The sequence below is a fragment of the Chromobacterium vaccinii genome (assembly GCF_000971335.1).
GTDB classification, from domain to species: Bacteria; Pseudomonadota; Gammaproteobacteria; order Burkholderiales; family Chromobacteriaceae; genus Chromobacterium; species Chromobacterium vaccinii.
In genome coordinates, this window is record NZ_JZJL01000005.1 from 18,104 (window position 1) to 36,935 (window position 18,832).

An 18,832-nucleotide genomic window follows, 5' to 3' on the forward strand; every position below is an offset into this window, starting at 1 on the left:
TCAGCCTTGGCGATATCCGCTTTAACCTTGGCGAAACCGGCTCGTAAAATCAAGTTCAAATGCATGTCATGTTTGTCGTGTCTATGCTGTTTGCTTTCCTGGCGCCTTGATATTCGTCAAGGCGGCTCTTTTCAAGGGCTGGCGATATCCGCCTGTTTATTGGCCGTTCTAGCTCCTTATCCCTTGGCGCGTCCTTCATAGACTGAGGTCAAAGCGGCGCCCCGCCTGGATTGTCCTCGCTCGACGCCGTTTTCCCCACCTCACGGAAACGGAGTCGACACATGTCTAATCTGCCAGGGATCATCCCCGCGATCAAACAGCGCGAAGAGCAGTTCATCGCCGTCCGGCGCAGCATCCACGCGCATCCGGAATTGGGTTTCGAAGAGGTAGCCACCAGCAAGTTGGTTGCGGAGTCACTGCGCGCCTGGGGTTACAAGGTGACCGCGGGGCTCGGCGGCACCGGCGTGGTTGGCCAGCTGCGCTGCGGTGCGGGCGCGCGCCGGCTGGGCATACGCGCCGACATGGACGCGCTGCCGATACACGAGGACACCGGCCTGCCGTACGCCAGCAAGCTGCCCGGCAAGATGCACGCCTGCGGCCACGATGGCCATACCGCCATCCTGCTGGCGGCGGCGCGCCATCTGGCCGAGACCCGCCAGTTCGACGGCACGCTGAACCTCATTTTCCAGCCGGCGGAGGAGGGGCAGGGCGGTGCCGCGCGGATGATGGCCGAAGGGCTGTTCGAGCGCTTTCCCTGCGACGCGGTGTTCGCGCTGCACAACGGGCCCACGCTGCCGGTGGGCAGCTTCATCGTCCAACCTGGCGTGCTGGCGGCGTCGGCCGACATCGTCACCATCAAGCTGACCGGCAAGGGCGGCCACGGCGGCATGCCGCACACCTGCGTCGATCCCATCGTGGCGATGGCCTCCATCATCCTGTCGCTGCAGACCATCGTGTCCCGCAACCTGCCGCCGGACCAGCCCGCTGTGGTGTCCATCGGCTCGGCGCAGGCCGGCAGCGCCAGCAATGTGATTCCCGATTGCGCCCGGCTGGAGCTGACGGTGCGCACTTACAACCCGGCCATCCAGCAGCAGATAGAAAGCCGGCTGCGGGAGCTGGTCGGCCTGCAGGCGCAAAGCTTCGGCGTGGCGGCCGAGATCGAGTGGACACCGGTGACCCGAGTGCTGGTCAACACGCCGGAGGAAACGCGCATCGCGCGCGAAGTGGCGGAGGCGATGGTTGGTCCGCAGGCCATCGTGCCGCTGCCGGCCGGCGCGATGGGGGGCGACGACTTCTCCTGGATGCTGGAGAAAGTGCCCGGCTGCTATGTGGTGCTGGGCAACGGCGTCGGCAGCAAGGGCGGCTGCATGATCCACAACCCCGGCTATGACTTCAACGACGAGATTCTCAGCCTTGGCGCCAGCTACTGGGCGCGGCTTGCCGAAGCGTATCTGCGTTAGCGGGACCGCGCGGCGCCGGGGGGCGGCGCCGCGGCGACAATAAGCGCGAGGAGACAATAAGATGAAGCGGATGCATGGATGCGAGTCGCTGTTGTTGATGCTGCTGGCCGGCGCCGGCCATGCTGGCGAGATCACGGTCAGCACGCTGCCTTCCGGCCTGGGAGACGGATACCGTTTCGATCTGGGCGGCTGGACGCTGGAGACCAAGGGCGCGATGGCGATAGGAAGCGTCTACCGGACGGAGAATCCCAACGATGTCTTCACCAACCACGCCAACGCGATGGATACGTTGAACGACGGCGATCTCAATTACCGGCGCGGCGATCTGATATCCGAGTCATGGCAGGGGTACGCGCAAGGCGATCTGCGCAAGGACAATGGCGGAGCGTTCGTCAGCGCCAAAGCCTGGTACGACTACGGCCTGATCCACAACGGGGTGCCGCATGGGCACTCGCCCAACGGCTATGCGCCCGGCGCGGCGCTGAACGACGACAAGTTCACCCAGTTGGGCCGCTTCAGCGGCGCGGCGCTGGATGACGCCTACGTGTATGGCGATTACAACCTGGGCGACGCTTCCCTGCTGTTGAGGCTGGGGCAGCAGGTGATTCCGTGGATCACGCCCACCACCATTCTGGGCGGCATCCAGCAGGTGAATGCGATGGATTTCAACGCGCTGGGCCGCTCCGGCACCATCCCGGAAATGGTCAACATCCCCGCGCCGGCGTTTTACGCCAAGCTGAAGGCCACGTCCAAACTGACTGTGGACGGCTATTACCAGTTCAAGTTCGAGCCCAACGCTTATCCCGCTTGCGGCACTTTCTACTCCGGCAGCGATTACGCCCAGCCGGGCTGCAATGCGCTGACCTTGAACGGCACGCTGCTGAGCAGGCTGCTCCGGCGCAATGTCGTCACTACCGACCAGCAGTCGCTGGCCAACCCGCTGGACTATATCCAGCGGGCGCCGGACGACAAACCATACGGCGGGCAGTTCGGTTTCAGCCTTGGCTACCTGTTCGACAATATCGGCTTGCTGGGTCTGTTCTATTCCAACCAGGCCAGCATGATGAGCTTCAACCAGATGATACGCACCGGCCCCGGCGTCTTTCTGCCGGCGGCGGCGAATCAGGGGCGGGCGGTTCCCGCCGGGATCGCCGGCCAGTTCCTGCGCGCCTATCCGGACAATATCCACATGTACGGCGTCAATTTCCGCACCCGCTTGCCGGACGGCACCGGGGTGTACAGCGAGCTTACCTATCGCCCCAACCAGCCGGTGGCGTGGAACGGCTCCGATTTTCTGTATGGGGTGCTGGCAGGGAGCGGGCCGCTGGGCTATCTGGCGGCCACCCCGGCCGGCTACCTGGCGCGCGGTTACGATACCTTCGGCAGCAGCCAGCTCACGCTGGGCGCGTCCAAAGCGCTGGGACGATTGCTGGGCGGAGACGCCAAACTGTCGGCCGAAGCCGGCATCAAGCATCTATCCGGTTTGCCGGACGCCTACGTGATGCGTTACGGCCGCGTGGGCTTCGGCCAGGCGCCCAGCGCGGCCACGCCCTCCTGTAACGGCACGGGGCCCAGTTGCGCGCTGGATGGTTTCGTCACCGCCAATGCCTGGGGGTGGCGCGCCAAGCTGGAGGAGCGCTATTACGGTGCGTTGCCCGGCCTGGATCTGATGCCGTCGCTGGCGCTGGCCTATGACGTCAAAGGCTATTCGCACGATGGCCAGTTCATGGAAGGCAGGCGCAGCGCGCTGTGGCGGCTGCAGGCGGAATACCGGGAGCGTTATCAGTTCGAGTTGCTGTATCTGAAGACGGCGGGCGGCGACTACAACACGCTGCAGGACCGCAGCCTGGCGATGATCAGCGCGGGCATCAAATTCTAATCGTCGCTGAGGGGAGGCGATGAAAACAGCTTCAGAATGTTTGGGTGCCTCATGCGCATTCCGCTTCTGGAGCTGTTTCCAGTTTTTGCCTCGCCTTGGTGCGCGAGAGGACGAGCCGGCTATTGAGCAGAGTGGCTGCAGGAATCTGCAAGTTAATTAAATGGAATGTCTGGCGGATCTTAAATATGCATTGAATTGTCCGTGCAAATACTAGGCCAGTGCTTTGTACTGGATTCCCACCTCGGTTAGGCGCTATGACCACAATATCCGATATGTGGTTATCGTGGGATCGAGTCTTCTCGTGGAGCGCACGCGATCACCGAGGGAGGCGGCAGATGGGAGAGGTTTCCATTCAGGCGGGCGTGCCCGCCAATGTTTTTCGCACCGGGGGACGGATCCGCCTGGTGGACCGGCAGCGTTTGTTCGGCCATGCGTCGATGACTATCTGGCTGACCGGGCTGAGCGGCGCGGGCAAATCCACCATCGCCTACGATCTGGAGGCGAGGCTGGTGGGCGGCGGCTTTTCCGCAGTGGTGCTGGACGGGGACAATCTGCGCCATGGCATCAACCGCAACCTGGGTTTTACCGAGGAGGACCGCCGGGAAAACCTGCGCCGGGCGGCCGAGGTGGCGCGGCTGATGAACGACGCCGGCCTGATCGTGATCTGTTCCTGCATCTCTCCGTTGCGCAGCGACCGCGAAATGGCGCGGGACATCGTCGGCGAGCGCCGTTTCGCCGAGGTTTACATCAGCACGCCGCTGGCGGTGTGCGAGGAGCGCGATTGCAAGGGCCTGTATGCCAAGGCGCGCTCCGGGCAGATCGCGCATTTCACCGGCGTCTCCGCGCCTTATGAAGCGCCGGAGCAGGCAGCGCTGGCGTTGGACACCAGCGCGCTGAGCGTCGACGAGTGCGTGAGCCAGTTGTTCGGGATGGCGCTGCGCTGTTGTAGCCCGGCGGCGATGGAGGAGCTCGGCCATGAATATCATATCTGACGAGAACCGGCCGCTGCCGGTGCTGATGATCCCGTTGAGGCGTTGCGGCAGCCATGCGTTGCGGCTGCGGCTCAATTTCAACTCGGATTTCTATTCGCCCTATCCGCTGCACATCGTCGATTTCATGCCGCTGCTGCCCTTGTACGGCGATTTGTCCGACGACCGCAATTACTTCCAGCTGGTGGTGGACGTGGTGGGTCTGCAAGCGGTCAGCATGGTGAAGTGGCCGGACGTGGTGTTTGATCCGGTGGAGATCTTCGAAGTGCTGTCTGGACAGACGCGCAGCGTGCACAAGGTGGCCTGGGAGCTGCTGCTGCGGGTGGGAGAACGCCATCAAGCCCGCGTGGTGATGGACAAGTCGCTGGACAGCGTACATTACGCCGCCGAGTTGCTGGAACTGCTGCCGCAAATGCGTTTTCTCAACGTCGTGCGCGATCCGCGCGCCCAGGTGGCGTCGATCAACCGCGCCATCATCCATGACTTCGACACCATCCTCAATGTGCGGACCTGGCTCGCGGCCTACCAGGCGGCCGACAGGCTGCTGGCCGAACATCCGGACAAGGTATTGACCATACGCTACGAGGATTTCCTGACCGACCAGCAGATGGCGCTGCGCCAGGTGTGCGATTTCTTCGGCATCGCCTTCATGCCGCAGATGCTGGACATCCGCGGCTCGGCCGAAGCGGCGCAGATCGCGCAGCGCTCGGCGCTGTGGTCGTCCAATCACTTCCCGCCCATCATCGCCCACGCTGACAAATTCAAGCAGCAGCTGTCGATGCGCGAAATCGAGATCATCGAAACCGCCTGCCGTCCCTATATGGAGCGCTACGGCTACACATTGTTGACGGACGCCAACTTGCCGGTGGACGAGAACATGGCGCTTGAAGCGGAGGAGCGTTCGCGGCAAGGACGCCAGCAAGCCTGGGAGGATCTGAAGCAGAAAAACTACCGCGATTACATCTTGCGGCAATGCAGGGCGGACTACCTGGCCAACCTGAAACTGCGCTTGTTGAGAGAGCCGCTTGCCGCGCTGTCGAAACCAGCGGCGCTGGCCAGCTAGCGGACAGGGCATGGCGGTAGCCATGCCTTTTTATTTCCAATAAATTTCTCTATTGACAGAAATTTCAGAAATTAATATCTTATCAAGCATGGAACTGACACCTGTAAGCCAAAGATTCGTGCTCCACTGGGGCGAGATGGGCACCCGCTGGGGCGTCAATCGCACTGTCGCCCAGATTCACGCGCTGCTGTTCATCAGCGGCCGCGCGATGTGCGCGGAGGAACTGGCGGAGACGCTGAACGTCGCCCGCTCCAATGTCAGCAACAGCCTGAAGGAACTGCAAGGCTGGAAGCTGATCCGCAACGCCCATGTGTTGGGCGATAGGCGCGACCACTTCGAAACATCCGGCGACGTGTGGGAGTTGTTCCGCATCATCGTCGCAGAACGCCAGCGGCGCGAGATAGAGCCGACCCTGCAGGTGCTGCGCGAATGCATGGATAGCCCGGACTTCTCCCTGGAAAGCCCGCTGGCTCAGCAGAGAATCAAGAGTACCTGGCAGTTCATGGATACCTTGACCGCCTGGACGCGCGAGATGTTGAGGCTGTCCACTTCCACGCTGAGCAAGGTGCTCAAGATGGGGGCCGGCATCCAGAAGCTGCTGGGCCGGGGCAAACCGGAGGTAGACGAATGAGATGCCGGGCGGCGGCAGGCTGGCGAGGCGGCAAGCAATAAAGGTTTTTGCCGATGCTTGATAGGGGTAAAAGCGGGGAATTTTTTGACCATTAATTTCTGTTTTGACAGAAATTTCAGAAATAGTGGGAGATTTCCATGAGCGGATTCGTCATCGTCACGATTCTGGCGCCGGCGCTGTGCAGCTTGCGGTGCCGGTTTTTGCTGGCCGATCCTTTACGGCAGGTCACGCTGGCCCTGTGCGAGAGCGGCGAGGGCGCGTCGTTCTGGCGCCGGACTTTTCTGTTGCTGGTGTTGGCCGCGCCATTGTTGACGGTGTTGCTGCTGGCGCCTGAGCAGGCGTCGGCGTCTCTGTGGCTGGATATTCGCGAAATCTTGAAATGGCGCTGATAGGCGTGGTGGCGCAGCTATTGGTGCTGGCGCGGCTGGTGTGGCGCCAGGTGGCGCTCAGCCGGCCTGAAGAGGGAAAGCCTGCGCCGATCGCCGGAGTTCCGCAATGAGAATACTGCTGTTGGGCGCCAGAGGATTCATAGGCCGGAAACTGGCGGCAAGACTGACCGGGGCTGGTCATCAGTTGCTGACGCCATCCCATGCCGAATTGGACCTGGCGCGCCCGGATCGGGTTTGGGCTGCCTGGCTCGACGGGACAGAGGCGGTCGCCAATCTGGCCGGGGCATTTCGTCAAGGGCGGTCCGGCGGATTGGAGGCTGTTCACCATCACGGTCCGTTGCGTCTGGCCGGGTTGGCGAAAAAATACGGCGTCCGGCGTTGGGTGCAATTGTCGGCCTTGGGCGCCGCGCCGGATGCCGCCACGCTGTTCCTGGCCAGCAAGGGCAGGGGCGATGCGGCGCTGCTGGATGGCGGGCTGGATGCCGCTGTCGCGCGGCCTTCGCTGGTGTATGGCGCGGACGGCGCCAGCAGCCGCCTGCTCATGCGCTTGGCGCGGCTGCCGCGCTGGTTTTTGCCCGATGGCGGCCGGCAACCGATCCAACCGGTGGCGGCGGCTGACGTGGCCGAAGGCTTGCATCGGCTGATCGAAGGCAGGATGCGCGGCGCGGTGGATTTTGTCGGCGCGGAGGAGACGACGCTGGCCGATTATCTGCGACGGCTGCGCAGCTTGCAGGGCATGGGGCCGATAGCGCGGGTCCATGCCTTGCCCGTCTGGCTGGCGGATGGCCTGGCTTCTTGCAGCGGCCGCATGCCGGGCAGTCTGCTGGACCGAGATAGCCTGCGTATGCTGCGCCAAGGCTCGACCGCCGACGTGGCCGCCTTCGCCGCGCTGCTCGGCCGCTCGCCGTTGTCGTTCAGACAGTTCGGGGAGGCGATATGAAAGTCACGCGACGGATGGTGGAGCTGTCGTTGGCCGCTTTGTGGCTGTGGAGCGGCGTGCAGCCGCCGCTGACGGCCTGGGATGCGTCGATCGCCATGCTGGCGCGGCTGGGACTGCCGCAGGCTGGGCTGGGGCCGCTGTTTCTTGCGTCCTGCGCGCTGGATGTGTCGTTCGCGGCATGGATAGCCTGGCGGCCCCGCGCCTGGGCATGGAGGCTGCAGGCCTTGGTCGTGCTGTTTTACAGCGCGGTGGTGGCTGTGGCTTTGCCGGAAAATTGGCTGCACCCTTTCGCGCCGCTGGTGAAAAATCTGCCCATCCTGGCGATGCTGCTGTGGCTGGGCGCAAATCGGGAAGAAACGCAATGAATGCTTATCTGATCGTCAAGACCCTGCATATCCTGTCCGCCACGCTGATGGTGGGCGCCGGTTTCGGTTCGGCTTTCTACATGTTCTTCGCCAATCGCGGCGACAAGGTGGCGGCGCAGGCCGAAGTGGCGAGGCTGGTGGTGCGGGCCGATTGGTGGTTCACCACGCCGGCGGTGGTTTTCCAGCCATTGTCAGGGCTATGGCTGTCGCATCAGGCCGGCTGGCCGCTGTCCATGTCCTGGCTGGCGTGGGCGATCGGCTTGTTTCTGTTCGCCGGCGCGTGCTGGCTGCCGGTGGTGTGGCTGCAGATCCGGATGGCGGGCATGGCCCGCGACGCGGCGGAGGCCGGCCAGGCGTTGCCGGCGCGCTACTGGCGTTTCGCCCGGATCTGGGAGTGTCTGGGCTATCCGGCCTTCTGCGCGATGCTGGTGGTGTATTTCCTGATGGTGTTGAAGCCGGACTGGTCGTGAGTGCGGGGTGCGGCTGTTCCGCTGTCGACGTGTATGAGGCTGAAGGCAGAACCTTCAAGAAAAATCGATGAAGGTATGGATGACAGAAGTTAGGGCTATAGTTCAACGTCTCATCCGAGGGGCGCAAGGTTTGGGCCTGTTTGAAAGGTCATGTAGTCCGGTGTATTCAACCTCTGGCAGCCGCAGGTCCCAATTCGCGTAAGTGAAGCCGTGGTGCAATCTGAGAACGATTTTGACAAACAGCTATTTGAGCTACTTGCTTCGCGTGGGCAGGCAGCCGCTTGGCTGGTCGACTCGCCTCGAGCGGCCCTTGAGATAGAGTGCCGCCAGCTCATCTCTGATCTGACTTTTCAGTCCGACTTGGCCGACTATCTCTCCGCCACCCCTGTGATCAGTGAGTCCATCGAAACGGTTCTTGCGCAATTGGCCTTCTCAGCTGGCGTTCATTGTCGTCAAGCCGAAAAGGTACTTAAATCGTTGGCATATCGAGGCTGGCACCTGGCGCGCTGGCTTCCTACTTTCCTACTTGTGGATGGCCCGCTTGGTCGCCTGCTGAGGCAGAGTCCATCACCACTCGCGAAGAAGATGAAGTCCCATCACGCAAATTTTCCGCTTTTAGCTAGCGCGCGAGATGCTTTCAACAACGACCTGTTCCGCAAGGTGAGAAACGGCTTTGCGCACTGGTCATTTACTTGGAATGGTACGAGCAGTCCGGTTCAAATTGAGGTCTTTCATTTTGAATCTGGTTGCAAGGAGGCGGCGTTGTCTTTGCTGGAAGCCGAAGCACTTCACTACCTAGTCGTGTCTGTAATCCGCACGATCGATGAGGAACTGCTACGTAAGGCAAGCACAAGTGGCGCATAACTCCGATTACACAAAATTTGGATCGGTGCCTATGTATATGTTTTTCTGATCTTATTGGCGCCCTGACGGGCGCCCCGCTTACGCCAAACGGTTTTTTGTCATCGAGGCGATGTCTTTCAGCCAGGGCCGCTGTCGCCAATGTCCGGCGGCGAAGGCATGGATCTGGTCTTGCATGGCCAAAGTCGCGCCTATCATGTCCAGGCCTTCGAGGAACATCCGGCGATGGCGCTCGGACAGCGAGAAGGATGCCGTCAGGCTCTTGCTTCGCACGCTCATCGATGCGACATCGATCGCCAGCTGGCTGTTTTCCGGCCTGGAGACATCGGCCAGAATGGCTTCGACATCGGCCTCATCAAGCGCGGCCAGCATCAGGCCGTTGTTCATCGCGTTCGAATAGAAAATTTCGCCGAAGTTCGGCGCGATCACAGCCTGGATGCCGTACTGCCGCAAGCCCCAGACCGCGTGTTCGCGACTGGATCCGCAGCCGAAATTGGGGCCGGCGACCAGGATCCTGGCCGCCGCGTATTCCGGCCGGTTGAGAACGAACTCGGGCCGGGGTTTCCCATCCGGGCCGAAGCGCATGTCGTATAACAGGCCGTCGGCCAGGCCCGCCTTGTCGATGCGTCGCAAGAATTGCTTGGGCATGATTTGATCGGTATCCAGATTGGCAATCGGCAACGGCGCGGCCATGCCTTCGATGCGGCTTTGAATGGTCATGCTTGCGCTCCCAATTTGCGGACGTCGGTGATGCGTCCGGTCACGGCGGCCGCCGCGGCCATCGCAGGGCTCATCAGGTGGGTGATCGCGTCCCGGCCTTGGCGGCCTTCGAAATTGCGATTGGTGGTGGACGCGCAGCGCTCGCCCGGACTGAGGATGTCGTCGTTCATCGCCAGACACATGGAGCAGCCGGGCTGGCGCCATTCGAAGCCGGCTTCGATGAACAGCCGCGCCAGCCCTTCCTGTTCGGCCTGGCGGCGCACTTCGCCGGAGCCCGGCACGATCATGGCGCGCACCGAAGGGGCCACGCTTCGTCCACGCACTATCTCCGCGACGGCGCGCAAATCTTCGATGCGGGCGTTGGTGCAGGAGCCGATGAAGACGCGCTGGATGGGCAAGCCTTCCAGCCGGTCGCCTTCGGCCAGGCCAACATAGCGCAGCGCCCGCTGCATGGTGAGCCGGCCAGCGCCCTCCGGCGCGGACGCAATAATGGGGACGCGGCCGGTGATCGGAATGGATTGATCGGGGCTGGTGCCCCATGTCACATAGGGTTCAACCTCGCTGGCCTGGAATTCAAGCTCAAGGTCGAAGCGAGCGCCGACATCGCTGCGCAGGGCGCTCCAGTCCGCCTTTGCGGCCTCCAGCATCGCGCCGGCCAGATCCGGGCAATGGCTCGCGACGTATTCAAGCGTCAGCGCATCCGGCGCGATCAGCGCGCCGCGCGCGCCGGCCTCGACAGCCATATTGCACAGCGTCATCCGCGCTTCGACCGTCAGCGATTCAATGGCCTCGCCGCAGAACTCGACCACATAGCCGCGAGCGCCGTGCGCGCCTATCCGGTTGATGATCAGCAGGATCAGGTCTTTCGCGGTGTTGCCGGGCGGCAAGCGCCCGGCAACATCGATGCGCATGGTTTGCGCGAGGCGATACGCCAGGGTCTGGGTCGCCAGCACGTGTTCGACCTCGGAGGTGCCGATCCCGAAGCCCAAGGTTCCGAGAGCGCCATAGGTGGTGGTGTGGCTATCGCCGCAGAGGACGACCATGCCCGGGCGAATCATGCCCAGCTCCGGCGCGATCACATGTTCAATGCCTTGAAAGCGGTTGTTGGCATCGAATAGCGGGATGTCGTGGCGCTCGCAATTTTTTTTCAGATTCGAGGCCTGCAACGCAGAGTCCGGCTCTTCAATGACGCGAATCGCCACCGGGTGGGTGGGAATGATGTGGTCGACCACCGCCACGTTCTGGCTGGGCCGCAAGACGCCGCGGCCGGCCTCGGCCAAACCAGCGAACGCTTGCGGGCTGGTGTATTCGTTCATGATGTGCAGATCGGCGTAGAGCAGCACGTTCTGACTATCCAGACGCGCTACCGTATGGGTCTCGACCAATTTCCGGTAGAGCGTTTGGGGTGCTTCTTGCAATGCGGCCATGCTTGTCTCCCGGTGGGCCTGAAAGCGAGGAGGCTTCCTTGGAAGGCAAGTTAGTTGAGTGCAAATTTATGTACAATAATTGAAATATCAAACTGTTTTTAACTTGTACGCAAATATGAACTCCGTATCCGACGTCGCTTTTTTCTTGGAAGTAGTGAAGGCGGGCACCTTGTCCGGGGCGGCGCAAGAGCTTGGCGTGTCCACCGCCGCTGTCAGCCGGCGCTTGGCCAATCTTGAGGCGAGGCTTGGCATCCGGCTGCTGAACCGCACGACGAGACGGATGGCCGTCACGTATGAAGGCGAGTTGTATCTGGCGGAGGGGAAAAAGATTCTGGGGGATCTGGAGGAGTTGGAGCAAAGGCTTGCCAGCGCCCAATCCGTCCCGAAGGGGCTGCTGCGCGTCAATGCGACTTTCGGTTTCGGCCGGCAATTCATCGCCCCGGCCATCGCGGATTTCGCCGAGCTTTATCCCGATGTCGAAGTCCAGTTATCCCTGTCCGACCGTCCGGCCAATCTGATCGAAGAAGGGTTCGATGTCTGCATCCGCTTCGGCGATCTGCCCGACGCTCGCGCCACGTCCAGGAAAATTGCCAGCAATCGCCGTCTGCTATGCGCATCTCCCGCTTATCTGGAGCGTTTCGGCACCCCGGCTTCTCCGATGGATCTGCAGCGCCATCGCTGCATCGTGATCCGGGAAAGCGACGAGACCTATGGCGCCTGGCACCTTCATTCAGGGACAACGCAAACCAATGTGAAGGTTCGCGGGACGGTATCGACCAATGATGGAGAGGCTGCGGTCAGCTGGGCGTTGCGAGGGTTGGGGATATTGCTGCGTTCCGAATGGAATGTCGCGCCTTACCTGCGCTCGGGGCGATTGCGCGAGGTGCTTGGCGACTGGCGGTTTCCGGCAGCCGACATTCACGCGGTCTATCCGATGAAGAACAACCTGTCAGCGAAAGTGCGGGCCTTTGTCAGCCATCTGGATAAGCAGTTTGAGCAATATCGACCAAAAGCGGGAGGAAAGAGCGGTTGGTAGTGTGCGTATGGCCGGAGAGGAAATGATAAAAGCCGCCAAACCCTTGGTTTTGGCGGCTTTGCGAATGGATTAGATTCCGGCGTTGACGATGTCTTCACGCGTGAGCAGGAAGACGAATCCATCGCCGCTTTGGGTTTCCATCCACATGAAGGGCAGGGTAGGGAAGCATTCTTCCAGCATGTCGCGATTGTGGCCGATCTCCACCAGCAGCACGCCGCGCTCGTTCAGGAACTCGGGCGCGCGGCGCAGGATTTCGCGGGTGGCGTCCAGGCCGTCCTCGCCGGAGCCGAGCGCGATTTCCGGCTCGTGCAGATATTCTTCCGGCAGCTCCTCCACCGATTCGGCGTCGACGTAGGGCGGATTGGAGATGATCAGATCGTACTTTTCCTCGATCCCCTCGAACATGTCGGTGTGGATCAGGTTGACGCGGTCCTGCAGGCCATAGTGCTCGACGTTGACCGCCGCCACTTCCAGCGCGTCCAGCGAGATGTCGACGGCATCGATCTCGGCGTCCGGGTAGTGGCTGGCCAGCTGGATGGCCAGGCAGCCGGAGCCGGTGCACAGGTCCAGCGCGCGGTGGACCAGTTCCGGGTGTTCGATCCACGGCTCCAGCGGCGCGCCCAGCAGTTCGTAAATGAAGGAGCGCGGCACCAGTACGCGCTCGTCGACATAGAAGTTGAACTCGCCCTGCCAGGCTTCGTTGGTCAGGTAGGCGACCGGCACCTTGTCCTCGGCGCGGCGGCGGATCAGCTCCACCACGCGCTCCACTTCCTCGGGCAGCAGCCGGGCGTCCAGATAGGGCTCCAGCGTATCGATCGGCAGTTGCAGCGACGACAGGATCAGGTAGGCCGCTTCGTCGTGCGCGTTGTGGGTGCCGTGGCCGTAGGTGAGCTCGGCCTCGTTGAAGCGCGATACGGCGAAGCGCAGCAGGTCGCGCGCGGTGGTGAAGTGGCTGGCGGCCAGTTGGTACATGGATTTCCTTTCAATGCAACAGGGACATGGATGCACCATGTCCCCTGACAGCTATTTCCAGACGACCGCCAGGAGCGATCGCGGCAGGCTTAGAACGGCAGCTTGGCGTCGGTGGCGGTGGCCAGCACGCGGCGGAAGTCGCCCTTGATGCGCTCCAGCGCCTCCTCGGTGTCGGCTTCGAAGCGCAGCACGATCACCGGCGTGGTGTTGGATGCGCGGGCCAGGCCGAAGCCATCCTTGTATTCGACGCGCAGGCCGTCCAGCGTGTTCACCTCTTCGGCGCCGTCGAACTTGGCGGACTCTTGCAGCTTGGAGATCAGCGCGTGGTTCTCGCCTTCCTTGGCCATCTTCAGGTTCAACTCGGGCGTGGAGACGGCGTTGGGCAGCGAGTTCAAGAGTTCGCTCGGGTCTTCGACGCGGGACAGCACTTCCAACAGGCGGGCGCCGGTGTAGATGCCGTCGTCGAAGCCGTACCAGCGCTCCTTGAAGAACACGTGGCCGCTCATTTCGCCGGCCAGGAGCGCGCCGGTTTCCTTGATCTTGGCCTTGATGAAGCTGTGGCCGGTGCGGGCCATCACCGGCACGCCGCCGTTCTTCTTGATCCAGGGTTTGAGCAGGCGGGTGGACTTGACGTCGAAAATCACCTTGGCCTTGGGGTTGCGGTCCAGCACGTCGGCCGCGTACAGCATCAGCTGGCGGTCCGGCCAGATGATGTTGCCGTCCTTGGTGACCACGCCCAGGCGATCGCCGTCGCCGTCGAAGGCCAGGCCGATCTCTGCGTCGGTCTTCTGCAGCGCATCGATCAGGTCCTTCAGGTTTTCCGGCTTGGCCGGATCAGGGTGGTGGTTCGGGAAATTGCCGTCCACGTCGCAGAACAGCTCGCGCACCTTGCAGCCCAGGCGGCGGTAAAGCAGCGGGCCGAAAGCGCCGGCGACGCCGTTGCCGCTGTCCACCACGATGTTCAGCGGGCGTTCCAGCTTGATGTCGGAGGTGATGCGTTCCAGATAGGCTTCCGCGATGTCTTCGGTGCCATAGCCGCCTTCGCCTTCGGCGAGGTCGCCGTCGACGATGCGCTGATAGAGTTTCTGGATGTCCTCGCCGGCCAGGGTGTCGCCGGCCAGCATCATCTTGAAGCCGTTGTAGTCGGGAGGGTTGTGGCTGCCGGTCACCATCACGCCGGACAGGGTGCCCAGCTGATGGGCGGCGAAGTACAGCATGGGCGTGGCGACGCGGCCGACGTCGATCACGTCCACGCCGGCGGCGCGGATGCCGTCGGCCAGGGCCTCGCTCAGCTCGGGGCCGGACAGGCGGCCGTCGCGGCCGATCACGATGGCCTTGACCTTGCGGGCGATGGCTTCCGAGGCCACGGCCTGGCCGATTTGCCGCGCGACGGCGGCGGTCAGGGTTTTGCCGACGATGCCGCGGATGTCATACGCTTTGAAGATATCTTTGGATATTTTGTTCATGATGGCTTTGACGCGATATGAGGTTGGAGGGCGGAGGTGCGCCGCCCCGCTGGGGAGTCAGCCGCCGAGCTGCCGGCTCAAGGCGGCCAACTGCTGTAATTTCTGCTTGGCTTTGCCGCTGTCCAAGGCTTCGCGCGCCATGGTAACACCGTCGGCCAGGCTTGGGGCGATATCAGCGGTGTAAATCGCCGCGCCGGCGTTGAACAGCACGATGTCGCGGGCGGGTCCCGGCTGGCCGTCCAATACCGATAGCAGGCGGTCGCGGGATTGTTCGGCGGTATTGGCGCGCAGGTCTTTCAGCTCGCAGGCGGCGAGGCCGAATTCGCCTGGCTCCAGCTGGTATTCCAGTATCTCGCCATTCTTGAGTTCCGCCACCATGCTGGGGCCGGACAGTGTCAATTCGTCCAGGCCGTCGCTGCCGTGGACGACCATCACGTGCTTGCTGCCCAGTTGCTTGAGCACGCGGGACTGGATGCCCACCAGATCGGGGTGGAACACGCCCATCAACTGGTTGTCGGCGCCGGCCGGATTGGTCAGCGGCCCCAGGATGTTGAAGATGGTGCGCGCGCCAAGCTCCTTGCGGATCGGCGCCACGTGGTTCATCGCGCTGTTGTGGTTGGGCGCGAACATGAAGCCCAGGCCGATCTCGTCCAGGCACTGTCCCACTTGCTCAGCCGTCAGTTGCAGGTTGACGCCTAGCAGCTCCAGCACGTCGGCGCTGCCGGAGCTGGACGATACCGAACGGCCGCCATGCTTGGCCACGCGCGCGCCGGCGGCCGAGGCGACGAAGGCCGCGGTGGTGGAGATGTTGAAAGTGTGGGACTTGTCGCCGCCGGTGCCGCAGGTGTCCACCAGATGATTGCGGTTGGACACTGGCACGTGGGTGGAGAATTCGCGCATCACGGTGGCGGCCGCGGCGATTTCCGACACGGATTCCACCTTGACCCTGAGGCCGATCAGGATGGCGGAGGTTTGCGCCGGCGTCAGTTCGCCGCGCATGATCTGGCGCATCAGCGCCAGCATTTCTTCATAGAACAGTTCGTTGCCGTCGATCAGGCGGTTCAGCGCCGCTTGAGGAGTGATCATGTGGATTTCCTATCAGCTGTGGCGGGCGAGGTCGGCCAGCCTTTGCGTGTCGAGATCGATTTCGCAGGCCAGCCGGGCGCGGGCCGCGCCGTTGCCGCTGGCGTAGCTGGCTTCCACCCAGTCGCAGTGCTGGCGGCGGTAGTCGCGGTAGGACTGGCGGGCGCGGCGCAGTTCGCGCGCGGCGTGGAAGCGGCCGTCGGTGGCGGCGTCCAGCTTGCGCATCGCGTCCAGCGCCTTGTCTTCCTGGGCGGCCAGCCGGCGGCTCGTTTCGCCGTGCCGCTGCTGCAGGCAGGCGGCGACGGCGGGGCTGTCGGCCTTGCTTTGCTCGCAATCGTCCAGCGCGCCGGACCAGGCGGGGGAGGCCAGCAGGACGCCGAGCAGCAGCGGCGTCAATCGCATCAGGCGAATTCCTTCAGGAAGTTGTCCAGCATGCGGTGGCCATGCTCGGTGAGAATGGATTCCGGGTGGAACTGCACGCCCTCGATGGGCAGCGTCTTGTGGCGCACGCCCATGATTTCGCCGTCGTCGGTCCAGGCGGTGACTTCCAGGCAGTCCGGCAGCGTTTCGCGTTCTATCACCAGCGAGTGGTAGCGGGTGCAGGTGACCGGATTGGGCAGGCCGTGAAACATGCCCTTGTCCAGATGGCTGACCGGCGACACCTTGCCGTGCATCAGTTGCTTGGCGTGGACGACCTTGCCGCCGAAAGCCTGGCCTATGCCCTGGTGGCCCAGGCACACGCCCATGATGGGCAGCTTGCCGGCGAAGTGCAGGATGGCCGGCACCGACACGCCGGCTTCGTTGGGCGTGCAGGGGCCGGGAGAGACCACCAGGTATTTTGGCTCCAGCTCTTCGATCTGCTGCAGGGTGATTTCATCGTTGCGGAACACCTTCACGTCCTGGCCCAGCTCGCCGAAGTATTGCACCAGGTTGTAGGTGAAGGAATCGTAATTGTCGATCATCAATAGCATTGAATGATTAACCTTTTGAATTCATTGTTTAATTTTAAATTTTTGTTGCAGTGCCGGATATCTTGCCCGGTTTCGTACCCGGTTTTTCCGCGCTGGACAGACGGCATGCATGATTACGGGTTGCCAACACTATACCCCATAGTCGGCGGTCGCCGTCACCCCCGGAATTCGGCTTTGCCTGCCGTGTCGCGCCTGTTCATGAGGCGCTGCGGTTCAGCTGGTCGCCATAGCGCTCCATCCAGCCCGCCAGTTGCTGCAGAGGTTGCTGCAGCGTGCTGCCCAGCGCGGTGATCTGGTATTCGACGCGGGGCGGAACCTCGGCGTAAACCGTGCGCCGCAACAGGCCGCGCTGTTCGAAAGCGCGCAGTTGGCGGGTGAGTTCCTTCTGGGTGATGGTGCCGACCGCGCGCTGCAGTTCGCCGAAGCGTACAGGACGGTCCATCACGATCAGGCGATAGAGGATGGGAATCGCCCATTTGCCGGCGATCAGATCGATGAATTGCAGCATCGGACAGGTGCTGGCTGAGGCGGTTTCCTGCTGATTTTTCAAAGTCATGATGGATCATGGGTATCAATTCAATACCTACTATACATTGCATACTAATGGCCATAAAGAGGCTGTGTCGGTTGCGTCAATGGCTTGTCGCCGGGGCCGGCGCTGCAGGAGCAGATACGCAAGCTGGCGTCGCTGGCCTGGTGCGGCCGGAGGAGCTGGCCAAGGCGGTGGTGTTCCTGGCTTACGACGAGCCCAGCTACATGCTTGGCTGCGAGCTGCGGGTGGATGGCGGCGTCGGCAATCTGCAGGCGGCGCTCTTTCTGAGTATGACGTTTGTGTTTCGAGGCGCTAGAATGGTCTGCATCGAAATCGAAGCGTCATCTCGAATGAATGATCCCAAATCCGCCGTTCTGGGCGCCGCGGCGGCAAGCGAAGACATGCGTTCGCGCCGTCGCGCGCTGCTGGCCGCAAGCGGCGCCCACGCGGTCCACGACGGCCTAACCGACCTGGTCTACGTGCTATTGCCCATCTGGCAGGCGCAATTCGGCATCGGGTACGCGATGGTGGGCTTGCTGCGCGGCGCGTATTCCGGCGCGATGGCCGGCTTCCAGCTGATGGCCAGCCGGTTGGCCAGGCGCTGGGGGCGCAAGCGCATGCTGGTTGGCGGCACCGCGCTGGCGGGCATGGCCTATCTGTTGGCCGGCCAGGCGGGCGGCCTGGCGGTCCTGCTGCTGGCCTTGGCGCTGGGGGGCCTGGGCGCCAGCGTCCAGCATCCGCTGGCGTCTTCGCTGGTGGCGGACAGCCATGAGGCGGGCGGCGGCTCGCGGCAGGCGTTGGCGCAATACAATTTCGCCGGGGACATCGGCAAGACGCTGATTCCGGCGTTGACAGGCTTGCTGCTGACAGTGGCGAGCTGGGGGCTCAGCGTCAGCCTGATGGGTTTGCTGGGCTTGGCGGCGGCCGGGCTGCTGTGGCGGCTGGTTCCGGACCGTTTGCCAAGCGCCGCGGCAAAGTCGGCGGCGCGCGTGGCGGGCAAGGGCTCGAGGGGCGGCTTGCGCGCCTTGCTGGCCACCGGCGCGATAGACAGCGCGGCGCGGATGGGATTTTTGACTTTTCTGCCCTTTCTCTTGAAGAGCAAGGGAGCGGGTACGGCGGGCATCGGTTTGGCGCTGTCGCTGTTGTTCGTCGGCGGGGCGTTCGGCAAGCTGTTCTGCGGCTATCTGGGCGCGCGCGTCGGCATGGTCAAAACGGTATGGCTGACCGAGGGGATGACCGCATTGCTGATCGCGATGAGCCTGGCGTTGCCGCTGTTTGGAACCATGGCGATGCTGCCTTTGCTGGGACTGGCGCTGAACGGCACTTCGTCGGTGTTGTACGGCACGGTGCCGGAGCTGGCCGATGCCAGCGGGCGGGAGCATGCGTTCGCCTTGTTCTACACCGGCACGATAGGCGGCGGCGCATTGTCGCCGGTGCTGTTCGGCCGTTTGGGCGATCTCGCCGGCGTGCCGGCGGCGATGCTGGCGCTAGCGGCCTTCCTGCTGCTGACGCTGCCTCTGTCCTGGCGAGTGGGCAGGGATCTGGATGCATAAAAAAACGCCGGCATGAGCCGGCGTT

General features: G+C 62.9%; 20 protein-coding genes. 12 read left to right on the plus strand and 8 right to left on the minus strand.

The genetic code is table 11. From position 1 onward, the window contains the following. Nucleotides 1–281: 281 nt before the first annotated feature. From VL52_RS03665 to VL52_RS03710, 10 genes are all read left to right on the plus strand, one after another. Complete coding sequence (locus VL52_RS03665) at nt 282–1,460, plus strand: M20 aminoacylase family protein (RefSeq protein ID WP_046155767.1); 1,179 nt, start codon at nt 282–284, stop codon at nt 1,458–1,460. 61 nt (nt 1,461–1,521) lie between these two features. Further along, a complete protein-coding gene (locus tag VL52_RS03670) occupies nt 1,522–3,339 on the plus strand; it encodes a DUF1302 domain-containing protein (protein ID WP_082113606.1) in 1,818 nt (605 codons plus the stop codon). Nucleotides 3,340–3,674: 335 nt separating this feature from the next. Further along, the gene (gene cysC / locus VL52_RS03675) at nt 3,675–4,331 is read left to right on the plus strand and encodes an adenylyl-sulfate kinase (RefSeq protein WP_046155768.1); all 657 of its coding nucleotides are present in this window, start codon (nt 3,675–3,677) and stop codon (nt 4,329–4,331) included. Continuing rightward, complete coding sequence (locus VL52_RS03680) at nt 4,315–5,391, plus strand: sulfotransferase family protein (RefSeq protein ID WP_046155769.1); 1,077 nt, start codon at nt 4,315–4,317, stop codon at nt 5,389–5,391. Before cysC ends, VL52_RS03680 begins: the two co-directional genes overlap by 17 nt. 88 nt (nt 5,392–5,479) lie before the next feature. After that, nucleotides 5,480–6,022, plus strand: a complete 543-nt coding sequence (locus VL52_RS03685) for a GbsR/MarR family transcriptional regulator (protein ID WP_046155770.1) — start codon at nt 5,480–5,482, stop codon at nt 6,020–6,022. Between the two features lie 137 nt (nt 6,023–6,159). Beyond that, nucleotides 6,160–6,411 (plus strand): hypothetical protein, encoded by a 252-nt coding sequence (locus VL52_RS03690; RefSeq protein WP_046155771.1) that lies wholly within the window; start codon nt 6,160–6,162, stop codon nt 6,409–6,411. Between the two features lie 106 nt (nt 6,412–6,517). Beyond that, nucleotides 6,518–7,351: an NAD-dependent epimerase/dehydratase family protein gene (locus VL52_RS03695; RefSeq protein WP_046155772.1), complete on the plus strand. Its 834-nt coding sequence runs from the start codon at nt 6,518–6,520 to the stop codon at nt 7,349–7,351. Next, complete coding sequence (locus VL52_RS03700; RefSeq protein WP_046155773.1) at nt 7,348–7,716, plus strand: DoxX-like family protein; 369 nt, start codon at nt 7,348–7,350, stop codon at nt 7,714–7,716. The genes VL52_RS03695 and VL52_RS03700 overlap by 4 nt, the downstream gene beginning before the upstream one ends. Then, nucleotides 7,713–8,186, plus strand: coding sequence for a DUF2269 family protein (locus VL52_RS03705; protein WP_046155774.1), 474 nt, complete (start codon nt 7,713–7,715; stop codon nt 8,184–8,186). Before VL52_RS03700 ends, VL52_RS03705 begins: the two co-directional genes overlap by 4 nt. Before the next feature lie 213 nt (nt 8,187–8,399). Beyond that, a complete protein-coding gene (locus VL52_RS03710) occupies nt 8,400–9,050 on the plus strand; it encodes a hypothetical protein (protein ID WP_046155775.1) in 651 nt (216 codons plus the stop codon). Nucleotides 9,051–9,128: 78 nt separating this feature from the next. Here VL52_RS03710 and leuD read toward each other — a convergent pair whose 3' ends face one another. Both leuD and leuC read right to left on the minus strand, forming a co-directional pair. Further along, nucleotides 9,129–9,767: a 3-isopropylmalate dehydratase small subunit gene (gene leuD, locus VL52_RS03715; RefSeq protein ID WP_046155776.1), complete on the minus strand. Its 639-nt coding sequence runs from the start codon at nt 9,765–9,767 to the stop codon at nt 9,129–9,131. Further along, the gene (leuC, locus tag VL52_RS03720) at nt 9,764–11,194 is read right to left on the minus strand and encodes a 3-isopropylmalate dehydratase large subunit (protein WP_046155777.1); all 1,431 of its coding nucleotides are present in this window, start codon (nt 11,192–11,194) and stop codon (nt 9,764–9,766) included. The genes leuD and leuC overlap by 4 nt, the downstream gene beginning before the upstream one ends. A 115-nt stretch (nt 11,195–11,309) precedes the next feature. Here leuC and VL52_RS03725 point away from each other — a divergent pair, with 115 nt between their 5' ends. Next, entirely contained in the window at nt 11,310–12,230 is a 921-nt protein-coding gene (locus tag VL52_RS03725; RefSeq protein ID WP_046155778.1) for a LysR family transcriptional regulator, read from the plus strand. Nucleotides 12,231–12,299: 69 nt separating this feature from the next. Here the strand turns inward: VL52_RS03725 and prmB are convergent, their stop codons facing one another. The 6 genes from prmB to VL52_RS03755 all read right to left on the minus strand — a co-directional run bounded on the left by prmB (nt 12,300) and on the right by VL52_RS03755 (nt 17,278). Beyond that, entirely contained in the window at nt 12,300–13,202 is a 903-nt protein-coding gene (gene prmB / locus VL52_RS03730) for a 50S ribosomal protein L3 N(5)-glutamine methyltransferase (protein WP_046155779.1), read from the minus strand. Between the two features lie 89 nt (nt 13,203–13,291). Beyond that, the gene (locus VL52_RS03735) at nt 13,292–14,668 is read right to left on the minus strand and encodes a phosphomannomutase/phosphoglucomutase (RefSeq protein ID WP_046155780.1); all 1,377 of its coding nucleotides are present in this window, start codon (nt 14,666–14,668) and stop codon (nt 13,292–13,294) included. A 57-nt stretch (nt 14,669–14,725) separates the two neighbouring features. Continuing rightward, the gene (gene trpD / locus VL52_RS03740; protein ID WP_046155781.1) at nt 14,726–15,754 is read right to left on the minus strand and encodes an anthranilate phosphoribosyltransferase; all 1,029 of its coding nucleotides are present in this window, start codon (nt 15,752–15,754) and stop codon (nt 14,726–14,728) included. A 12-nt stretch (nt 15,755–15,766) separates the two neighbouring features. Beyond that, nucleotides 15,767–16,153: a lysozyme inhibitor LprI family protein gene (locus VL52_RS03745; RefSeq protein WP_046155782.1), complete on the minus strand. Its 387-nt coding sequence runs from the start codon at nt 16,151–16,153 to the stop codon at nt 15,767–15,769. Further along, nucleotides 16,153–16,722, minus strand: coding sequence for an aminodeoxychorismate/anthranilate synthase component II (locus VL52_RS03750; RefSeq protein ID WP_046155783.1), 570 nt, complete (start codon nt 16,720–16,722; stop codon nt 16,153–16,155). Before VL52_RS03750 ends, VL52_RS03745 begins: the two co-directional genes overlap by 1 nt. A gap of 196 nt (nt 16,723–16,918) precedes the next feature. Further along, nucleotides 16,919–17,278: a winged helix-turn-helix transcriptional regulator gene (locus VL52_RS03755; protein ID WP_046155784.1), complete on the minus strand. Its 360-nt coding sequence runs from the start codon at nt 17,276–17,278 to the stop codon at nt 16,919–16,921. 71 nt (nt 17,279–17,349) lie between these two features. Here VL52_RS03755 and VL52_RS03760 point away from each other — a divergent pair, with 71 nt between their 5' ends. Then, entirely contained in the window at nt 17,350–18,807 is a 1,458-nt protein-coding gene (locus VL52_RS03760) for an MFS transporter (RefSeq protein ID WP_235429192.1), read from the plus strand. The last annotated feature ends 25 nt before the right edge of the window (nt 18,808–18,832 follow it).